16 protein-coding genes, 1 tRNA gene and 1 pseudogene are annotated in these 17,917 nt (G+C 70.4%); 16 read left to right on the plus strand and 2 right to left on the minus strand.

Annotation, left to right across the window (positions count from 1 at the left end):
• Window positions 1-64: 64 nt before the first annotated feature.
• Both ACQ393_RS11790 and ACQ393_RS11795 read left to right on the plus strand, forming a co-directional pair.
• Window positions 65-190 (plus strand): annotated as a pseudogene (locus ACQ393_RS11790) (integrase core domain-containing protein); the annotation flags it as partial.
• A 151-nt stretch (window positions 191-341) separates the two neighbouring features.
• A complete protein-coding gene (locus tag ACQ393_RS11795) occupies window positions 342-500 on the plus strand; it encodes a hypothetical protein (protein ID WP_430647320.1) in 159 nt (52 codons plus the stop codon).
• Between the two features lie 54 nt (window positions 501-554).
• Here the strand turns inward: ACQ393_RS11795 and ACQ393_RS11800 are convergent.
• Window positions 555-625, minus strand: a tRNA-Gly gene (locus tag ACQ393_RS11800).
• Between the two features lie 80 nt (window positions 626-705).
• Between ACQ393_RS11800 and dcd the strand changes: the two genes are divergently transcribed.
• The 12 genes from dcd (at window position 706) to ACQ393_RS11860 (ending at window position 15,451) form a co-directional block, all read left to right on the plus strand.
• Window positions 706-1,311 carry a dCTP deaminase gene (gene dcd / locus ACQ393_RS11805; protein ID WP_430647030.1) on the plus strand — a complete coding sequence of 202 codons (606 nt, stop codon included), beginning with the start codon at window positions 706-708 and terminating at the stop codon, window positions 1,309-1,311.
• A gap of 4 nt (window positions 1,312-1,315) precedes the next feature.
• A complete protein-coding gene (locus tag ACQ393_RS11810; RefSeq protein ID WP_430647031.1) occupies window positions 1,316-2,506 on the plus strand; it encodes a hypothetical protein in 1,191 nt (396 codons plus the stop codon).
• Window positions 2,503-3,570 carry a glycosyltransferase gene (locus tag ACQ393_RS11815; RefSeq protein ID WP_430647032.1) on the plus strand — a complete coding sequence of 356 codons (1,068 nt, stop codon included), beginning with the start codon at window positions 2,503-2,505 and terminating at the stop codon, window positions 3,568-3,570. Before ACQ393_RS11810 ends, ACQ393_RS11815 begins: the two co-directional genes overlap by 4 nt.
• Window positions 3,571-3,676: 106 nt before the next feature.
• Window positions 3,677-5,152: a hypothetical protein gene (locus ACQ393_RS11820; RefSeq protein ID WP_430647033.1), complete on the plus strand. Its 1,476-nt coding sequence runs from the start codon at window positions 3,677-3,679 to the stop codon at window positions 5,150-5,152.
• Window positions 5,153-5,157: 5 nt separating this feature from the next.
• Window positions 5,158-5,967: a glycosyltransferase family 2 protein gene (locus ACQ393_RS11825; protein ID WP_430647034.1), complete on the plus strand. Its 810-nt coding sequence runs from the start codon at window positions 5,158-5,160 to the stop codon at window positions 5,965-5,967.
• Window positions 5,968-6,073: 106 nt separating this feature from the next.
• The gene (locus ACQ393_RS11830; protein WP_430647035.1) at window positions 6,074-7,885 is read left to right on the plus strand and encodes an ABC transporter ATP-binding protein; all 1,812 of its coding nucleotides are present in this window, start codon (window positions 6,074-6,076) and stop codon (window positions 7,883-7,885) included.
• 51 nt (window positions 7,886-7,936) lie between these two features.
• A complete protein-coding gene (locus tag ACQ393_RS11835; protein WP_430647036.1) occupies window positions 7,937-8,860 on the plus strand; it encodes a polysaccharide pyruvyl transferase family protein in 924 nt (307 codons plus the stop codon).
• A gap of 117 nt (window positions 8,861-8,977) precedes the next feature.
• Window positions 8,978-9,943 (plus strand): glycosyltransferase family 2 protein, encoded by a 966-nt coding sequence (locus tag ACQ393_RS11840; protein WP_430647037.1) that lies wholly within the window; start codon window positions 8,978-8,980, stop codon window positions 9,941-9,943.
• Window positions 9,940-11,058 (plus strand): polysaccharide pyruvyl transferase family protein, encoded by a 1,119-nt coding sequence (locus ACQ393_RS11845; RefSeq protein WP_430647038.1) that lies wholly within the window; start codon window positions 9,940-9,942, stop codon window positions 11,056-11,058. Before ACQ393_RS11840 ends, ACQ393_RS11845 begins: the two co-directional genes overlap by 4 nt.
• A gap of 100 nt (window positions 11,059-11,158) precedes the next feature.
• Window positions 11,159-12,583 carry an O-antigen ligase family protein gene (locus tag ACQ393_RS11850; protein WP_430647039.1) on the plus strand — a complete coding sequence of 475 codons (1,425 nt, stop codon included), beginning with the start codon at window positions 11,159-11,161 and terminating at the stop codon, window positions 12,581-12,583.
• Window positions 12,584-12,655: 72 nt separating this feature from the next.
• The gene (locus ACQ393_RS11855) at window positions 12,656-14,200 is read left to right on the plus strand and encodes a polysaccharide biosynthesis tyrosine autokinase (protein ID WP_430647040.1); all 1,545 of its coding nucleotides are present in this window, start codon (window positions 12,656-12,658) and stop codon (window positions 14,198-14,200) included.
• Between the two features lie 36 nt (window positions 14,201-14,236).
• Window positions 14,237-15,451 carry a glycosyltransferase family 4 protein gene (locus ACQ393_RS11860; RefSeq protein ID WP_430647041.1) on the plus strand — a complete coding sequence of 405 codons (1,215 nt, stop codon included), beginning with the start codon at window positions 14,237-14,239 and terminating at the stop codon, window positions 15,449-15,451.
• Window positions 15,452-15,510: 59 nt separating this feature from the next.
• Here ACQ393_RS11860 and ACQ393_RS11865 read toward each other — a convergent pair whose 3' ends face one another.
• Window positions 15,511-16,578 carry a glycosyltransferase family 4 protein gene (locus ACQ393_RS11865; protein WP_430647042.1) on the minus strand — a complete coding sequence of 356 codons (1,068 nt, stop codon included), beginning with the start codon at window positions 16,576-16,578 and terminating at the stop codon, window positions 15,511-15,513.
• Window positions 16,579-16,754: 176 nt separating this feature from the next.
• On the opposite strand from ACQ393_RS11865, the gene ACQ393_RS11870 reads away from it, so the two are divergent.
• Both ACQ393_RS11870 and ACQ393_RS11875 read left to right on the plus strand, forming a co-directional pair.
• On the plus strand, window positions 16,755-17,633 hold the full coding sequence (locus ACQ393_RS11870) for a nucleotidyltransferase family protein (RefSeq protein WP_430647043.1): 879 nt from the start codon (window positions 16,755-16,757) through the stop codon (window positions 17,631-17,633).
• Window positions 17,630-17,899: a PqqD family protein gene (locus tag ACQ393_RS11875; RefSeq protein WP_430647044.1), complete on the plus strand. Its 270-nt coding sequence runs from the start codon at window positions 17,630-17,632 to the stop codon at window positions 17,897-17,899. Before ACQ393_RS11870 ends, ACQ393_RS11875 begins: the two co-directional genes overlap by 4 nt.
• The last annotated feature ends 18 nt before the right edge of the window (window positions 17,900-17,917 follow it).

Consider the following 17,917-nt stretch of genomic DNA (forward strand, 5'->3'; position numbering starts at 1 on the left):
AGTTCGAGGTCATCATGAACACGCCAGCCGCACTGGCTGCGTGACTAAAAACTGTCACCTATCCGTGCAGCAGACCCAACGGCTCTGGCAGACCCTGAAGAAACACCTCGACACCCGACCCACCGCGAGCATCGAGGAGCTGCAGTCCGTGCTGGAGCTCTTCCGCGAGTACTACAACACCCAACGCCCACACCGGCGGCATCGGCCGGCGCACCCCCGCCTTCGCATACGGGCTGCTGCCGAAAGCATCCCCGACGGCACCGGACGACCCGAACCTGTGGCGCGTCCGCTACGACCGCGTCGACCCCGGCGGGAAAGTCTCACTCCGCTACGCCAACCGGATGCTGCACCTGGGCATCGGCCGACCCCACGCCGGCACCGACATCATCATCCTCATCCACAACCACGAGGCGACCGTGATCGACCCCGACGGCACCGTGCTCAGCGAACACCGAATCGACCCCGAACGCACCTACCAACCGGCAACGAAAAACGGCTGAACCCGCGTCATCCGCGGGTTCAGCCGTTCACAATGTCCTGAGACATCACAGAAGAGCCGATGACGGGAATCGAACCCGCGCTGTCTGCTTGGGAAGCAGAAGTTCTACCATTGAACTACATCGGCATGCGGCATCCGCTCGGTGAGGGCTGACCCGCGGAGACCATCGTAGCAAGCCGCGCGCACCCCCTCGGTAGGCTGACCTCGTGCTTCTCTCGGATCGCGACATCAGGGCCGAACTCGATCGCGAGCGCATCCGGCTCGACCCCTACGACCCGGCGATGATCCAGCCGTCTTCGATCGACGTGCGCCTCGATCGGTACTTCCGGCTGTTCGACAACCACAAGTACCCGTTCATCGATCCGGCGGAGGACCAGCCCGAACTGACCCACCTCATCGACGTGCGGCCCGACGAGGCGTTCGTGCTCCACCCCGGCGAGTTCGTGCTCGCGTCGACGTTCGAGGCGGTGACCCTGCCCGACGACGTGGCTGCGCGCCTGGAGGGCAAGAGCTCGCTCGGTCGGCTCGGCCTGCTGACCCACTCGACCGCGGGCTTCATCGACCCGGGATTCACCGGTCACGTCACCCTCGAACTCAGCAACGTCGCGACGCTCCCGATCAAGCTCTGGCCGGGCATGAAGATCGGGCAGCTCTGCTTCTTCCGCCTGTCGTCGCCGAGCGAGCGGCCGTACGGCTCGCCGGCCTACGCGAGCCGCTACCAGGGGCAGCGGGGGCCGACCGCATCGCGGTCGTTCCAGAACTTCTCCAGGGCGGATGTCGGCGTGACCGACGCCGGCGCCGCGGGGAGCTGATCCCGTGTCGATCGCCATCGGTCCCCCGACGATCGAGGTCGAGGGCGACCGGCTCGAGTACCGGGTCGACCTGTCCGGGTTCCCGGGCGTGGATCGACTCTGGTTCAGTCTTCCCGCTTCGGCCGCACCGTTCGTGAACGAGCGCACCGACGCCGCGGTCCTCGCACTGGCCGTTCCCGCGATGAGGCTCGGCCGTGACCTGGTCGTCCAGGGCGCAGTGACGGACGAGATCGTCTGGAATCTCAGTCGGGACCTCGGCGTGATGCTCGAGGTCCTCCGGCCCGAGATCGGCCCGATCTCCATCCGAGCAGACGACCGCCGGCCGGCCGCGGCAGGTGGAAGCGCGGTCGCCACGGGGTACTCCGCCGGCGTGGATTCGTTCGCCACGCTCGCCCGCCATCACTTCGCGGCGGATGTTCCCGAAGCCCTGCGCCTCACTCACCTGCTGTACAACAACGTCGGCTCGCATGGAACCGGGGAGAACGGGCGGGAGCTCTACCGGAAGCGGTTGGCATTGCTGCGTCCGAGCGCACTCGCCACCGGACTGCCACTCATCGACGTCGACTCGAACGTCGACGAACTCTTCTCGTCGGTGCGACTCGAGTTCCAGCCGACGCACACGATCCGCAACGCCGCCGTCGCGCATCTGCTCGGCGGCGGCCTCCGTCGCTACCTGTATGCGTCGACGGCCCCGTACTCCGATATCGCCGTTGCGCCGACGGGTGACATGAGCATGGCCGATCCCATCCTTCTCCCGTATCTGTCGACGAGCGCGTTGACCCTTCAACCGGATGGCACCGATCTCACGCGCGCGGAGAAGATGGAGGTCATCGCAACCGTCCCCGAGACATGGGACACCCTCGATGTGTGCGTGGCGTCGCGCGACGGCTCCAACTGCTCCGAGTGCTGGAAGTGCCAGCGGACGATGCTCACGCTGGAGCTGCTCGGAGTGTTCGACCGGTACAGCGGGCGATTCGTCGAGCCTCGAGACCCGGAATGGCGCGACGAGTACGTCATCCGCGCGATGCGCGAACCCGGCCCCAGCGCACGGGACTTCCTCCGGCTGTACGACCAGCGCATCGGCATCCCGCTCCGCCTGAGGCTGGCTGCCGGCAGGCGGAGAGCGGCGGGCGCCGCGGCCTACGCCGGGCGCCGGATCGGACGAGAGGTGCGCCGCAGAGTGGGGCGCGGGTGACCGAGATCGTCCTCGCGCACGACTACCTCGTGCAGGTCGGCGGCGCCGAGCGCGTCGTGGCGGAGTGGGCGGCCGGGTTCGAGGCGACCCGAGTCGTCACGCTCGCCTACCGACCCGAGACCACGTTCGATGCGTTCCGCGACCTCGACGTGCGAGCGACGATTCCGCCCGCGCTGTCGGGCCAGGTCGAGCGGATGCTGCCGGCGCTGCCGGCCATCGCGGCTCGGACGACGGTCACGGGCGGCGACGTCGCCCTCGTCTCCTCGAGCGGCTGGGCGCACCGCTTCCGCTTCGAGATCCCGCACGTGGTCTACGTGCACAGCCCGGCGCGCTGGCTGTACGCGGCCGACGACTACCGGATGCGGCTCAGCGCGATACGCCGCGCGGGCTTGACGGTGAGCACCCCGATACTTCGGCGCGGAGACGCGGAGGCGATGGCGCGTGCGACCGCGGTCATCGCCAATTCCGAGGTCACGCGTGAACGCATCCGAGCGGCGTACGGGCTCGAATCGGCCGTGGTGCATCCGCCGGTCGAGCCGGTGGCGACGGATGCCGTGGCGCCGGCCCGCGTGATCGCCGACGCGTTCGCCGTGGTCGTCGCGCGCGACCGCGGATACAAGAACGTGCCCCTGGCCGTCGATGCCGCTCGCGCCGCAGGTCTCTCGATCGCGGTGGTCGGATCGGGTTCGGAGTCGCTCGACGACCCGGCGGCCGGCGTGCACGGCCTCGGGCGCGTCGGCGACAGCGAACTCTGCTGGCTCTACCGCAACGCCGAGGTCGTCGTCGGCGCCGGACGGGAGGACTTCGGCCTCACGGTCCTCGAGGCCGCGCTCGAAGGCACGCCCGCCGCTACGGTCGCGGCCGGCGGATACCTCGAGACGGTACGCCCCGGCGTGAGCGGCGCGCACGCGGCATCCGCCACCGTCGCCGACCTGGCCGACGCGATCCGCGCCGCGCGGATGTCGGATCCCGACGAGGTGCGGCGATGGGGGCGCGCCTTCCGGCGCGATGCCCATGTCGCCCGGATCAACGCCGTGATCGGAGCAACATCGGACCGAGCGTGAGGCTCGAGCCGGAGGCCCGGTGCTGTCGGCCGGACGCCTCGACACCGAGGATCGACCGGCACGATACGCTGGCGCGACATCCGCGTCGACCTCCCGGGGGCCTCCATTGATCGCACAGCTCTGGACCGCGGTCCTGCTCGGCATCGCCGCTCTCGGGAGCGGAGCGGGGGTCGCGTCCGTCGTCACCCGTCGACTGCCCGTGCCGCCTGCGACCCGGATCGCGCTGATCGGTGCCGGCGGCCTCGCCGTCATCGGCGTCGCCACGCTCCTGGTCGGCCATCTCCTCCTGCTCGGGCCGTGGCTGCCATACGGGCTCGCGGGGCTGGGTGTGCTCCTCGGCGTCCTCGCACGCACCGAGCTCGTGGACGCCGTCCGCGCGGGCTGGCGCGGGATGGCGCGACAGTTCCGGACGTATCCGGTGCCACTCGCGGCCGTCTCGCTCTGCCTCGCCGTGGCGGCAGTCGCCACGCTCGCGCCGCCCTCTCGACGCGACGAGATCGAGTACCACTGGCCGGCACCGCTCGACTGGGCGGCGAGCGGCGGATGGACGGACAGCCCGTTCAAGCACGTCGACGGGTTCCCCTTCATGGAGATCGTCTACACCTCGGCGGCCACGCAGGGGTCGTACGTCGCGGCGCACCTGCTCCACTTCGGCGCATTCCTGACGCTCGGCTTCGCCGTCGCCGGCGTCGCCGCGAGCATGGGCATCCGCGGCACGGGCGTCACCGCCGCAGCAGCGCTCGCGATGCCCGTCGTCTGGGACTCCGCCTATGCCGCGTACAACGACACTCCCGTCGCCACGTTCACCGTGCTCGCCGTGGCCATCGTGCTCGCGGCCCCGCGCGAATCCGTGCGTGCGGTCGTGGTAGCCGGAATCCTGATCGCCCTCGCGACCAGCGTGAAGCCGACGGGGATCGCCGGCATCGGCATCATCGGCCTCGTCATCCTGTTGCGGTTCCTGTTCGGCGACACCGCCGTGCGGACCCCGCCCGACCGGTCCGCTCCGGATGCCCGGCCCTCGGTGGGAAGGCTCCTCGCCCAGCTCGCCGTCCTGGTCGCACCGGCGACTTTCGCGCTCATCTTCTGGAGTGTGCGCCAGTACGCCTACACCGGATTCTTCGTCGATCCCGCCTTCTTCGCCGAACCCAGTGCGGACGCGTTGTCGAGATTGCCGGACACGGCGCAGAAGGTGCTCGCGCCCTTCCTCCCGTTCGTCAGCGGGATCATCGGCGCCGGCGAGCCCTGGGGCGGCCGCACTGCGCTCGTGATCCAGCTCTTCCTGATCCCGGTCCTCGTGTACGTCATCTGGCGGCGCGGCGCGGTGCTGCGGCGGACGATGCTGATGCTCGTGCCCGCGTGGGCGCACTGGATCCTGCTCGGGTTCCGCATCGTGAGGACCCGGTTCCACGTGGCATCCTGGGCGCTCATGGTCGTCGCCGTGCGCATCGGCGTCGAGGACTTCGCCCGGCGGCACCCGCGCGCGAGGTTCTGGCTCGAAGCAGCATGGACGGTGTGCATCCTCCTCGGCCTGGTCGATGTCTCGTTCGAGATGTTCCGGCACATCCGCGCGATGTGGGGCTGAGTTCGATGCAGACGGTCTCCGTCGTCATCCCCGCACACGACCCCGGCCACTACCTCCTGGAGGCGGTCCGATCGGCTGTCGAGCAGGATCCGCCGCCGCTCGAGGTGCTCGTCGTCGACGACGGGTCGACGCAACCGCTCACCACCCCCGAGCACCCGCTCGTCCGCGTCATCCGCCAGCCGCGGGGCGGGGTGAGCGCCGCGCGCAACCGTGGAATCCGGGAGGCTCGCGGCGAACTCATCGCCTTCCTCGATGCGGACGACGTCTGGTACCCGGGCAAGCTCGCGAGCCAGCTTCGACTGATGCGGCCCGAAGTGGGGCTGTGCTCGTGCGACTTCGAGGCGATCACGCCGACGGGGGTGCGACCGGGCTGGGGCGGCCATGGCGGCGACTACCGTCGGCTGCTGCGCGGGAACAGCATCCATACCTCGGGTGTCCTCGTCCGTCGTGATCTGCTGCTCCGGGTCGGATGCTTCGACGAGCGGTTGACGCACAGCGAGGACTGGGCGACCTGGCTGGACGTCGCGAGGCTGAGCGCACTCGAGCACGCGGGGCAGGTGCTCCTCGGGTATCGCCTGCACGAACGGAACGCGAGCCGCGACTACCGGCGGATGTGGGTGGGTTCCATGCGCGTGCTCTGGCGGCACCGCGGGCCGCACGCCCTCGCAGGGGTTCGCCGCGTCGGGCAGATCTACGGCGCCCAGGCATTCGACGCGTTCCGCGAGACCCACCTGCCGGGTCACCTGCTCTGGTCGCTGGCGCTCTGGCCGGGATACGTCCTGAGGCAGGCCGTGCGGCGACGTCGGAGGAACTGAGACCCGGTCCGCCCAATGCGGCCGATCCCTCGCACTGGCGCAGCGCAGCTAAGATTCCGAGGGTCTGCACTGCCGTGCCGTCGGCAGATCGGCACGGAGGAGGATCATGGTCCACGCCAAGGCCGAGGGGCGTCTGGTCGCGCAGCTGCGGACCATGCTCGCGATGGCCGGTGCGCGTCCGAGCCGGTGGATCTTCAGCACGGTCGTCGTCTCCCTGGCGCTCGCCGCGCTCGACACGCTCGGTGTCGCCGCGATGATCCCGCTCACGCAGCTCGCCACCGGCGGTGAGCCCGACGATCCCCTGACCGATTGGCTGGGTTCCCTGGTCGGCACGACCGATCCCGTCGAGCTCGTTCCCGTCGTCGCCGCATTCGTCGCGATGGTGTTCATCCTGAAGAGCGTGGCCTCGATCCTCTTCCGATGGTGGCTGCTGGGTCGCACCACGCTCGTCTCCGCGCTCTCGTCGGCTGAACTGGCGCGCCGCTACGCCCTCGCGCCCTACGCCGACCATCGCGCACGTCGGCTGAGCGAGGTGTACCGCAACGTCAACGACGCGACCACCCAGTCGGCGAGCGTGCTCCTCGGAATCCTGAGCATCTGCACCGACCTCGTCGTGCTGATCGCGATCTCCGTCGTGCTCGCGATCACCTCGCCGTTCGTGACGCTGATCGCGGTCACGCTCTTCGGCGCATTCGTGCTCGGCGTGCAGGGCGTCCTCCGTCGGCGGCAGTATCGCGTCGGAGAGGAGATGGCCGAGGCGGGGCTCGAGGCCTGGCAGTTCCTGATCCCCACGCTCGACGGCTTCCGCGAAGCCCGCCTGAGCTCGAGCGGCGGCAGCCTGGTCGAGGGTTTCCGGCGTGCGCGGATGCGGCGCGCGAGGGCCGCGCGCGTCATGGGAATCCTGTCGGACGCCCCCCGGTACCTGCTGGAGATCGGCTTCGTCCTCGCGATCATGGCCGCGTCCGCCTACCTCTTCGCGACCACCACACCCGCGGCGGCGCTGACCGTGCTCGGCGTGTTCGCGGCCGCCTCGCTCCGAGCCCTGCCCACGCTCAACCGCATCTCGGCCAACCTGACCACGGTGCGCACCGGGCGACCGGGGCTGGACATCTTCATCCGCGCCGCCGACGAACTGGCAGCGGGCGGAACGCACGACGAGATGCCCCGGGGAGGCGAGGGCTTCACCGGCGACATCCTGTTGCAGGATCTCCGGTACCGCTATCCGGACACCGAGGACTTCGTCCTCGACGGGATCACGCTGCGCATCGCAGAGAACCGGACGACCGCGTTCGTCGGCGCGAGCGGAGCGGGCAAGAGCACGCTCATGGACCTGGTCCTCGGCCTGCTCGAGCCAACGTCAGGCTCGATCGAATGCGGCGGGCGCCCGCCGTCCGACGACCTCGCCGGATGGTACGCCCAGATCGGCGTGGTCCCACAGGACGTGTTCCTGCTCAACGACACCCTCATCGCGAACATCGCGTTCGGCGTCGCGCCTGATCGGGTCGATACGGACCGGGTTCGGAAGGTGCTGGAGATGGCGCGGATGACCGAGTTCGTCGCCGCACTGCCCGACGGCCTCGACACGATCGTCGGGGAACGCGGAACACGCCTCTCGGGTGGGCAGCGGCAGCGCATCGGTCTCGCGCGGGCCCTGTATCGCGAGCCCCGCATCCTGGTGCTGGACGAGGCCACCTCCGCGCTCGACAACCTCACCGAGCACGAGATCGCGGCGACGCTGGCCACACTGCGAGGCTCCATGACGATCCTGATCGTCGCCCACCGGCTCAGCACCGTGCGGAATGCCGATACGCTCGTCTTCCTGAAGGCCGGCGCGATCGAGTCGCTCGGGAGCTTCGAGCAGGTCATCGAGGGGAGCCCGGACTTCGCCAGGCTGGTCGAGCTGGGATCGCTGGACTGACACCGCGCTCCGCCCGGCTCGGCGTCGCGGATCGGCATGAGAGGGGAACCGGTGGAGTACACGCACCGAGTCCGGCGACGTGCACGCGCCCTGCGCCGGTTCGCGGTCGCGGCGGCCCAGCCCGCTGTGCTCCGTCGCGGAACGGTCGTGGGGGCCTACTGGTGGGTCGGGCTCCCGAACTTCGGCGACGACCTCACGCCGTGGCTGCTGCCCCGGTACGGCGTCGTGCCCGTGCATCGGACGGCCGGAACCGCTCGGCTCGCCGGTGTCGGCAGCATCCTCGAGCACCTGCCTCAGGACTTCTCGGGTGCGATCTGGGGGAGCGGCCTCATGCACGACCGGGAGCACCCCATGCCGGCGGCGAACGTGCTCGCCGTGCGCGGCCGCCTCACCGCCGAGCGGATCGGCGCGCCCCAGGGCACGGCGCTCGGTGATCCCGGGCTGCTCGTCGGTCGGCGCGTCCGGCGGGCACCGGTCCGCTGGGACGTCGGCATCGTGCCGCACTTCTCGCATCGAACGAATCCGGTGCTGCGCGCGCTCGCGGGTGGAGCGGCCGGGCGCGTACGTACCATCGAGGTGCAACGATCGGCGGCCCGCACCGTTCGCGACATCAGCGCCTGCGGGGCCGTCGTGACGACCTCGCTGCATGGGCTCATCACGGCCGACGCCTTCGGCATTCCCGCCGTGTGGACCAGCGTCGAACCGGATCTGGGCGGCGGTGACTTCAAGTTCCGCGACTACGAATCCGTCGTCACCCCGGGTCGCACCCGGTTCGTCTCGATCGACGAGCACACGAGTCTCGACGACCTCGTGGCGAGTGCGGAACCGGTCTCGCGCACCGTCGTGCGCGAGACCGGAGACGCGCTCATCGAGGCGCTGGGTCGCCTTCCGGATGCACTCGGCGGACTGGAGCGCTTCCCACTCGGCATCCTCGAAGTCGTCTCCGGCCGGGACCTCGGGGGGATGGCGCGCTGACCCACCCGTCAGCGGGATCGCGGCCCCGAGTTCCGGCGCCCTCGATCAGATCGGCGATGTCACCGACGAGATCGTCGGGGATACTTGACGCATTGCCGGCCGTCATGAGGAGAGTCGATGACATCACGCACGCTCTCGGTGTGCATCGTGACGTATGAGCGGGCGGTCTTCCTCCAGCGGTGCGTGGATGCGCTCGCGGCTGCGCCGGAGTCGATCGAGGAGATCGTGGTGGTGGATGCATCGCGTGTCGCCGCCTCGCCGACGTCAGCGGGGGTGCCGCTGCGCTACGTGCACGCGCCGGAACTGGCCGGTCACATGACCCGGTCGAGGAACCGGGGACTGAGGTACGTCCGAGGTGAGGTCATCGCGTTCCTCGACGACGACGTCACGGTGCGGGCCGGATGGGGACCCGCACTGCTCCGCGGCTTCGCGGCCGGCGGGGCGGATGCCGCGGTCGGGAGGACCTGCAACGGCCTTCCCGGGGAAGACGACTACCCCCGGGAGATCGGCCGCCTGCTCGCCGACGGATCGCTGACGGACGGCTTCGCGGCCCTGCGAGGCGAACCGTGCGAGGTCGATCACGGCATCGGGGCGAACATGGCCTTCACGCGAGAGGTGCTGCGCGAGCTCGGCGGATTCCGCGACGATTACCCGGGTACCGCCCTTCGGGAGGACACCGACATCTTCCTCCGCGTGAAGCAGCTCGGCGGTCGGTCGGTGTTCGTGCCCGACGCCACGGTCGACCACCGTCCTGCCCCTCACGTCAAGGGCGCCCGCTTCGACACCAGGTACAAGCTGTACGGCCGACGCAACCACTTCGTCCTGCTGGCGCGGTACGAAGGATGGCGCAGCCGCCGACTCCGCCGATGGGTCGGTGGGGAATTCGCGGGAGTCCGCCGCGTGACCGGCATCCGGCGGCGCCTGGAACGACTGGCGGTCGTGGTCGTCGGAGTGGCGTTCGGAGCCGGAGCGGCGCTCCGCCAGGCGCGATGGAATCCGACTCCGGCGCGTCGTTCCGGCCCGGCCGCCGAAGAACTGCGCCGCGCGCTCTCCGACCCCGACCGAAGCGCCGTATCACCGTGACCGGAGATGACGAAGGGCGCCGCACGGCGCACGGCGCGGGACGGGCCTTCGGCCTGCTGTCCTACCGCACGGCGAACATCGGCGATGAGATCCAGAGCCTGGCCGCTCGCCAGTTCCTCCCGCGCGTCGACCACCACCTCGATCGCGACGCACTGACCGAGGAACTGGGGAAGGTGCCCGGTACCGTCGACGCCATCCTGAACGGCTGGTGGATGTGGGGTACGGCCTGGCCGCCCCCGCCGAATCTCGCTCCCCTGCTGGTCTCGATGTACTTCGAGGTGTCGGATGATGCCGTGCGAGAGCGCATCGAGTCACCCGAGAGCCGCGAGTTCCTCGCGAGGTTCGGTCCGGTCGGCGCCCGCGACCACTCCACACGCGAGTACCTGCAGTCGATCGGCGTGGACGCCTACTTCTCGGGATGCCTGACCTTGACGCTCCAGCGCGATCCGCAGGTGCCCCGACAGGACTTCGTCCTCGCGGTCGACCTCGCACCCGACCAGGTGGGTGAGCTGAGGCGGCGGACGACTCGCCCGGTCATCGAGCTCTCGGTCGCGCACGATCCCGACATGACCGTCGACCGGAGATTCGCCCTGGCGGAGCTCTTCCTGTACTTCTACCAATCCGCCAGTTCGGTCGTCACCTCCCGACTCCACTCGGTCCTCCCATCGCTCGCGCTGGGCACACCGGCACTCCTCGTGACCAACGGCGGGACGTACCAGCGGCACCGCTTCCGAGGACTCGAAGAGCTGGTGCACTCGGTCGCGGCGAAGGATTTCGGCGACGCCCTGACGTGGTTCTCGCCCGATGATCCCGTGGCGAACCCGGACGAGCACCTGAAGCTCCGGCGCGACCTGATCGAACGGTGCCTGAGGTTCTCGGGACAGGACGAGGTGCGAGCCCCTCTGGTGTCCGGCAGGCTGCCCGGGCTCTCCGACCCCACGGTGCTGCTGGACCTGCTCTCGGATCAGCTGTCGAAGGCGCACGAGGGATACGTGTACCGCGTCGGCCAGGAGACGCACCCCTGGACGCTGCTCGGCCGAACGGCGAGGCGCATCGTGCCCGACGGGATCCTGCACCGGGCGGCGGCGGCGGTCCGCCGTGCCGGGCGAAACTGAGGGCCCGCGCGACCCGCATCTTCGACCGCCTCCTGTTCACCGGGAGTCCGTCCTCGCTCCCCGGGTGTGATACTGGACGGAACTCGATGAAGGACCGGGAATGAGCTCGAAGGCGCAGCCAGCGGTCTGGCGCATGCGCATCGCCGATGGCTGGGCAGGGTCGTGGCGGTGGCTCGCACTGGCGTCCGCCGCCGTCGTGGTCACGTGGGTGCTGCTCGAGCGCGGTCTGCAGAACGGCACCACGAACGCCGTCGTGCTGGCGGCATTCGTGGTGGCCGCTGCCCTCACGAAGTCCAGGCCGCTCGCGATCGCGCTCTTCGCCACCCCGGGCCTGCTGGTCGCGCAGCGGGTGGGCCTCGGCGGAGGAGACCTCTCCGTCTCGGATGCCGCCCTCGTCGCGGCCTTCGGAACCGCACTGCTGCTGGGAGAACGTCCCTACAGCGCCCCCCTGCGTTGGCTCCTCGCACTGAACCTGGTCTACCAGTTCGCCACGTTGTTCACCGTGATCGTGAACCCGTACCCGCTCAACACCATCGAGTGGTTCCACGCATGGATGCTGGTCTCCGGCGGGCTGATCGTCGGATGGGCACTCGGGGCCGCCGGGTACGCCAGGCTCGCGCTCTCGCTGCTCGTCTGGACCGCGTGCGTGATCGCGATCTCCACCATCGCCACGGCTGTCGTGCAGTTGATGCAGGGCGACACCGGTCCGGCCGCTCCGGTCTGGCCCTGGCCGATGCACAAGAACTTCGTCGGCACGGTCACCGCCTTCGCGGCGATCGTGACCTACGTGAACCCCGATTGGGTCGGCTGGACGCGCGGATGGTCGCGCGTGGCGTTGTTCGTGCTCGGTGTCGCTGCGGTGGCATCCCAGTCGCGGCAGGCGCTGATCGGCCTGATCGCCGCCGTCGTCTTCGTCGTGCTCCGGCGCAGCGCGTCGAAGCGGTCGCGACTCGTGCTCCTCCTGCTCATTCCGGCCGGATGGCTCGTCGTCTCGATGGTGATCGAGCAGGTCGAGTCGCAGAACCAGCACAACTCCGTCTTCCAGCGACTCGAGTGGTTCCGCGAGGTCTATCACTTCTGGCGCGACTCGCCGGTCTTCGGACACGGCTTGCGGTACTGGTACGTCGAGGGCAACCTTCCGTACCAACCGCCCCAGGCTGAACTCGAGGTCATCGCCTCGGCGGGCGTGGTCGGACTCATCGCATTCGTCGTGATGTGGATCGGTGCCTTCATCGTGCTCTGGCGCATCGACCCGCGATATGGAACCCTCGCGATCGCGGTCCTGCTCAGCCGCATCGTCCAGGCGCAGTTCGACCTCTTCTGGGTCGCCGTCCAGGTATCGGTGCCTTTCGTGATCGCCGGAATCTGCCTCGGCGCCATGGCGCGAGACGAACGCGCGTCGCCCGATCGTCCACCGGCCGGACGGCGGCGCCCGCGGGTCGGAGCTGCGGACGGGGACCCCCGATATGGGGGTGCGCCGGCGGGCAGGGCGACCGCCGCGATCGAGCAGGTCGAAGCCGCTTGACATACCATTGATCGAATTCGCGCCGCCTCCCGGCGGGGCGAACCGATGGCGGCATCACCCGGAGGTGTCCACTTGGAACTGCGCGACTACCTCCGCGGATTGCGCCGCCATTGGGTCGCCGTCGCACTGATGACGATCGTCGGCATCGGCGCCGGGTACGGGTGGACCCTGCTCCAGACACCGGTCTACGTCGCCTCGGCGAGCGGGCTGGTGCAGTCGACGGGACAGGGCACGGATGTCGGCAGCATGTCGCTGGGCGACAGCGTGGCCCGGTCTCGCGTGTCGTCCTACCTGATCATCGCGGGATGGTCGGATGTCGCGAAGGGCGCGATCGACGAGCTCGGTCTCGAAACGACGCCGGAGGCGCTGATCAACCGGGTCGAAGTGACGAATCCCGCCGGCACGCCCATCCTGAAGGTCGAAGCCGAGGCCCCCACGGGGCCCGATGCCAAGGTGCTCGCCGAAGCATGGCTCCGATCGATGGCCACCGTGATCGAGGGTGTCGAGTCCGAGAGCAGCGAGACCGGTGAGGCTCCCGTCGCGGTGATCTCGCGCGAATCCGCAACGGTCCCGTCGTCCCCCGCATACCCGGACGTGCAGACCGCCCTGATCGTCGGCGGGATCCTGGGCTTCGGGTTCGGCCTCGCCTTCGCGATGATCCGCACGGCGGGGGACCGTCGCATCCGCAACGCGGAGGACACGGAGGAGAAGACCGGCGTCGCGGTGGTCGGCACCATCCCGTTCGTGCCGAGCATGGACGAGAAGAATCGGCTGGTCGATTCCTCGGCCGCGAACAGTACGGGCAGGAACGGCACGTTCGCGGTCTCCGAGGCACTCCGTGCGCTGCGCACGAACCTCCAGTTCATGGATGTCGATCATCCGCCCAAGACCATCGTCGTCACCAGCCCCTTGCCCGGGGACGGCAAGTCGACGGTCGCGTGCAACCTCGCGCTCACCCTCGCCGCGGCAGGAACCACCGTCGTCCTCGTCGACGGCGACCTGCGCCGGTCGATGGTGGCGAAGACCATGGGGCTCCCCGGCGGTGCCGGGTTGAGCGACGTGCTGGCCGGGCGTGCGGCCCTGTCCGAGGTGCTCCAGCGCACGCCGAAGTCGAACAACCTGCTCGTGCTCACCGCGGGCAGTGTCCCGCCGAACCCGAGCGAGGTGCTCGGTTCGGAGCGCATGCACACCCTCCTCGCCGACCTCACCAAGCATGCGACGGTGATCATCGACGCCCCGCCGCTCCTGCCGGTGACGGACGGCGCCGTCCTGACCCACCAGGCCGACGGCGCCCTCATCGTCGTCACGCTCGGCAAGACGACGTTCGACCTGCTCGAGAAGGCGCTCGACACGCTGCGGAAGGCGCGCGGCCGCGCGCTCGGCATCGTGCTGAACAAGTCGCCGCTGCGAGGCGCGGATGCCGCCACCTACTCGTACGAGTACCGCAACGACTACACGTCGCAACCTGCGGATGTCGCCCAGCCGAAGCCGTCGTCGGGGGCACCGAAGTCCTCGCACAAGGCTTCCTCGTCGAAGTCCACCCGCAAGGGCGCAGCCGCGAAGGCGGATGCAACGGACGAATTCATCACCGAACCGCCGACCGACCAGCACGGCTGACGCGTGGCCGCGTCGGGATCGCGTCGTCGAGATCGTATGGCGTCCGGGTACCGTATCGCCCTTGTCGCCTCCTCGTACGCTCCGCACGTCGGCGGGGTCGAGGAGCACGTGCGCCAGGCGGCTCGCGCCCTGATCGAGCTGGGTTGCGCGGTCGAGGTCTGGAGCGTCGACCGCGGAACGGGCCCGGTGGTCCGCGAGATCGAGGGCGTCGCGGTCCGGTACCTCCCGACCCCGCTCCCGTCCGCGTCGCCCGATGGGGTCGGGCGCTTCGCGCGCGCACTCCCCGGTGCATGGCGGCGCTGGTCGGGCGCGCGCCGGGAGTTCCGCCCGGATCTCGTCCACGTCCACTGCTTCGGTCCGAACGGCGCATACGCGCTCGCGCTCGCCAGGCGATTCCGCGTTCCGCTCGTGGTCACCTCGCACGGGGAGACGATCGCCGACGACACCGCGGTCTACGACCGCTCGGCTCTGCTGCGAGCCGCGCTCCGTCGTGCGCTCGCCACCGCCTCGGCCGTGACCGCGCCGTCGGCATTCGTCCTCGACGACCTCCGCTCCCGGTTCGGGCTCGTCGGCGGTGAGGTCGTAGCGAACGGCGTCGACCTTGCGCTGCGAGGTGACGCGGGCCGCAGCCCGTTCGTCGGCGAGTACCTGCTCGGGGTCGGTCGACTGGGCCGCACGAAGGGGTTCGACCTGCTCATCGAGGCGATGGCCGGCCCGCGAACGGATCCGGAGGCGGATGCCGCACGCGGACGTGCCGCCGATGGCGATGTCGCCGCAGGCGCAGACATCCGTCTCGTCATCGTCGGAGACGGGCCGGAACGGGTCCGGCTCGAGTCGCTCGCCGATGAGCACGGGCTTGCGGGTCGCGTCGAGTTCGCGGGCCGCCTCGACTCGAGCGGCGTCGCCGACGCGATGGCCGGAGCGGTGGCCGTCATCGTGCCGAGCCGGACGGAGGCGTTCGGCATCGTCGCCCTCGAGGCCTGGCGGTCCGGGGCCGCGCTCGTCATGACGGACCGCGGCGGTGCGCGGGGCTTCGTGGTCGACGGCGTCGACGGACTGCTCGTCGATCCGCTGGACGTCGACGCGTTGCGAGCCACGATCGGTCGCGTCGTCGCCGACCCGCAACTGCGCTCGCGCCTCGTCGAGGCCGGGCGTCGGCGCGTGCCCGAATTCACCTGGCGTCGCGTCGCCGAGGCCTATCTCGAGGAGTACGCGCGGATCCTCGACGGCCCCGACGCCGAGGAGCGGTGAACGGAGAGCGGTGAGCGGCGGAGTCGGCATGACGACGCCCTCCACGTCGCGCCCCTCGCTCAGGCCAGGGACGCCCAGATGCGGGCGTGCTCCTCGGCGCACCGCTCCCAGGTGAACTCCCCGGCACGGGCTCGCCCCGCCGCGACGAGTGACGACAGGTCGGCCGTCGCGCTCGTGGCGTCCAGGAGCCCCGCGGCGATCGCAGGTCCGGTGGGATCGACGAGGATGCCGGCATCGCCGACGACCTCGGGCAGGGAGCTCGTCGCCGCGGCGACGACGGGGACGTTCGCGGCCATCGCCTCCAGCGCGGGCAGGCCGAACCCCTCGTACCGCGAAGGGACGACCACGACCCGGGCACCCGCGACGAGGCCCGGCATCACCGCATCAGGCAGGCGACCGACGAGGCGGGTACCGGGCATGCCATCGAAGAGTGCAGTGCGTGCCGGGTGCGGCGGGCCGGCGAGCACGAGTTCGAGGCCAGGGCGCTCGCGGTGCACGCGTGGCCACGCCTCGGCGAGGGCATCGAGGTTCTTGCGCTTCGTGGCACCGCCGGCGTGCAGCACGTACCGCTCGGGCAACGCGTGCACCTGCCGGGTGGCGGCATCGAGCGGCGGGGCGTCGAAGAACCGCGAGTCGACGCCGTTGTGCACGACGTGCGGCTCCCGGATGCCGAGCAGGTCGACGGCCTCCTGGGCACTGAACGCGGAGACGCAGATCACCGCTGCGGCACGGCGAGCTTCCTCGATCGCCGCGGGCACGGGAGCGGACTCGTCTGGGAAGCGCCACGCCACCACGTCGTGGATCGTGATCACGTCGCCGTGCGGCGACGGCGGCAGCTCGAGGTTCATCCGGTGCGAGACGGCATCGCCAGCGTAGATCAGGCGACCGAGCGCGCGGCGCTGCCCGGCCGACGCCCGGGCGACGCGGCCGAGGGGGAGTCGTCGATTGCCGTCGAGCTCGGACCGCATCGACCGGAACACGAGCCTCCGGTACTCCCAGTGGCGCTCATCGATCGAGGCGAGCGTCGATGAGGCCCGCGCGGCCACCTGCTCCTGGTAGGCCTGGGCCCCCATCGGAGCTCCCGTGGCGATCGTGGCGATCGTGAGTCGCGGGGCGACGGGCGTCATTCTCGGGCGAGTCCCTCCGGGAGCGTGCGCGCCGCCCTGTCGACGGCGATGTGAACACCCTAGACGCCGGGTGCCGCGAGCGGGCGCGGGTGCGGTCGCGCCCGCTCGACGTGCGGTGTCGGCTCGCCGGACCGCTCGGCCGGCTCGCTACGCTGATCGATGGAGGACGGAGGAGCGTGGACGAGACTCGGGTCAGCGTGCCGCTGCAGGTGCGCCTCCAGTTCGGGCACGCCGCCATCCAGTACGTCGCCGACGAGGTCGGCGTCGATCTCCTCCACATCAAGGGCGCAGCGGTCGATCCGACCCTGCGAGCCGGCTTCTTCGGCACCGACGTCGACGTGATCGTGCGGCCCGCCCAGGTGGCGATCATGGACCGCGCCCTCCGACGGGCGGGATGGTCGCTGTACAGCACCTTCGCCAACGGATCCCCGTTCGGGCATGCGCAGACCTATCTCCACCCGGACTGGGGGTACGTCGACGTCCACCGCCGTTTCCCGGGTATCGGAGTGGAGGCGGCGGCGGCCTTCGACGCGCTCTGGGAGGACCGGGCCAGCGTCGAGATCGCCGGCGTGCGTTGCGCGGTGCCGAGCGTCACCGCGCAACGCGTGTTGCTGATCCTCAACGCCGCGCGCTCATCGAACCGCGGGCGTCGTGACGTCCCATCCGTCTGGGACGGAGCGGATGGTGCGGCGCGCGCGGAGGCGGAGGCGCTGGTCGCCCGGCTGCACGCCGGAGTCGCATTCGCAGCGGCGACCGGGGACCTGGAGCAGTACCGCGGCGATCGCGCGTACCTGCTGTGGAAGGTCGTCTCCCAGGGCGGCCCGCGCTCGGTCGAGTGGTGGGCGCGGATCCGGGCCGAGCCGGACCTCCGCGAGCGACTGCGACTCATCGGCCGAGCCCCGCTCGTCAACGTCGACCACCTCGCCCACCGTCTCGGACGCCGACCCTCGAAGCGGGAGATCGGCGTCGAGTTCGTGCGCCGACCCGTCATCGCCCTGCGCGAGGCGGTGCGGGCGGCGCGGATGCGCGTGCGGGGAAGCGGGGCGTCTCGATGACTCGGTCGCTGCGGCCATCGTCGGCGACCGCCGAGTTGATCCACGCGGACGTGCGCTACGCCGCGGTGCTCCCGTCCGGCCCGATCGTCGTGCTGGACGGGGTCGCCGGACTCATCTGGGCGGAGGCCTGCGGCGGGCCCGCCGAGACGATCGTCGACCGTGTCGCCGCATCGACGGGAACGGAGCCCGACGAGGTCCGGGCGGACGTCGACCGCTTCGTCGCAGAACTCGTGGCACTGGGCCTCCTCGTGCCGGATGCCCCGTGACTCGTCCGCTGCGGTCCG

It is taken from the genome of Agromyces sp. GXS1127, from assembly GCF_050565425.1.
GTDB lineage: Bacteria > Actinomycetota > Actinomycetes > Actinomycetales > Microbacteriaceae > Agromyces.

Coding starts and splice junctions, on each gene's coding strand:
- ACQ393_RS11795 (WP_430647320.1), top strand. CDS start 342: ATGCTGCACCTGGGCATCGGCCGACCCCACGCCGGCACCGACATCATC.
- ACQ393_RS11825 (WP_430647034.1), top strand. CDS start 5,158: ATGCAGACGGTCTCCGTCGTCATCCCCGCACACGACCCCGGCCACTAC.
- ACQ393_RS11830 (WP_430647035.1), top strand. CDS start 6,074: ATGGTCCACGCCAAGGCCGAGGGGCGTCTGGTCGCGCAGCTGCGGACC.
- ACQ393_RS11840 (WP_430647037.1), top strand. CDS start 8,978: ATGACATCACGCACGCTCTCGGTGTGCATCGTGACGTATGAGCGGGCG.
- ACQ393_RS11850 (WP_430647039.1), top strand. CDS start 11,159: ATGAGCTCGAAGGCGCAGCCAGCGGTCTGGCGCATGCGCATCGCCGAT.
- ACQ393_RS11860 (WP_430647041.1), top strand. CDS start 14,237: ATGGCGTCCGGGTACCGTATCGCCCTTGTCGCCTCCTCGTACGCTCCG.
- ACQ393_RS11865 (WP_430647042.1), bottom strand. CDS start 16,578: ATGACGCCCGTCGCCCCGCGACTCACGATCGCCACGATCGCCACGGGA.
- ACQ393_RS11875 (WP_430647044.1), top strand. CDS start 17,630: ATGACTCGGTCGCTGCGGCCATCGTCGGCGACCGCCGAGTTGATCCAC.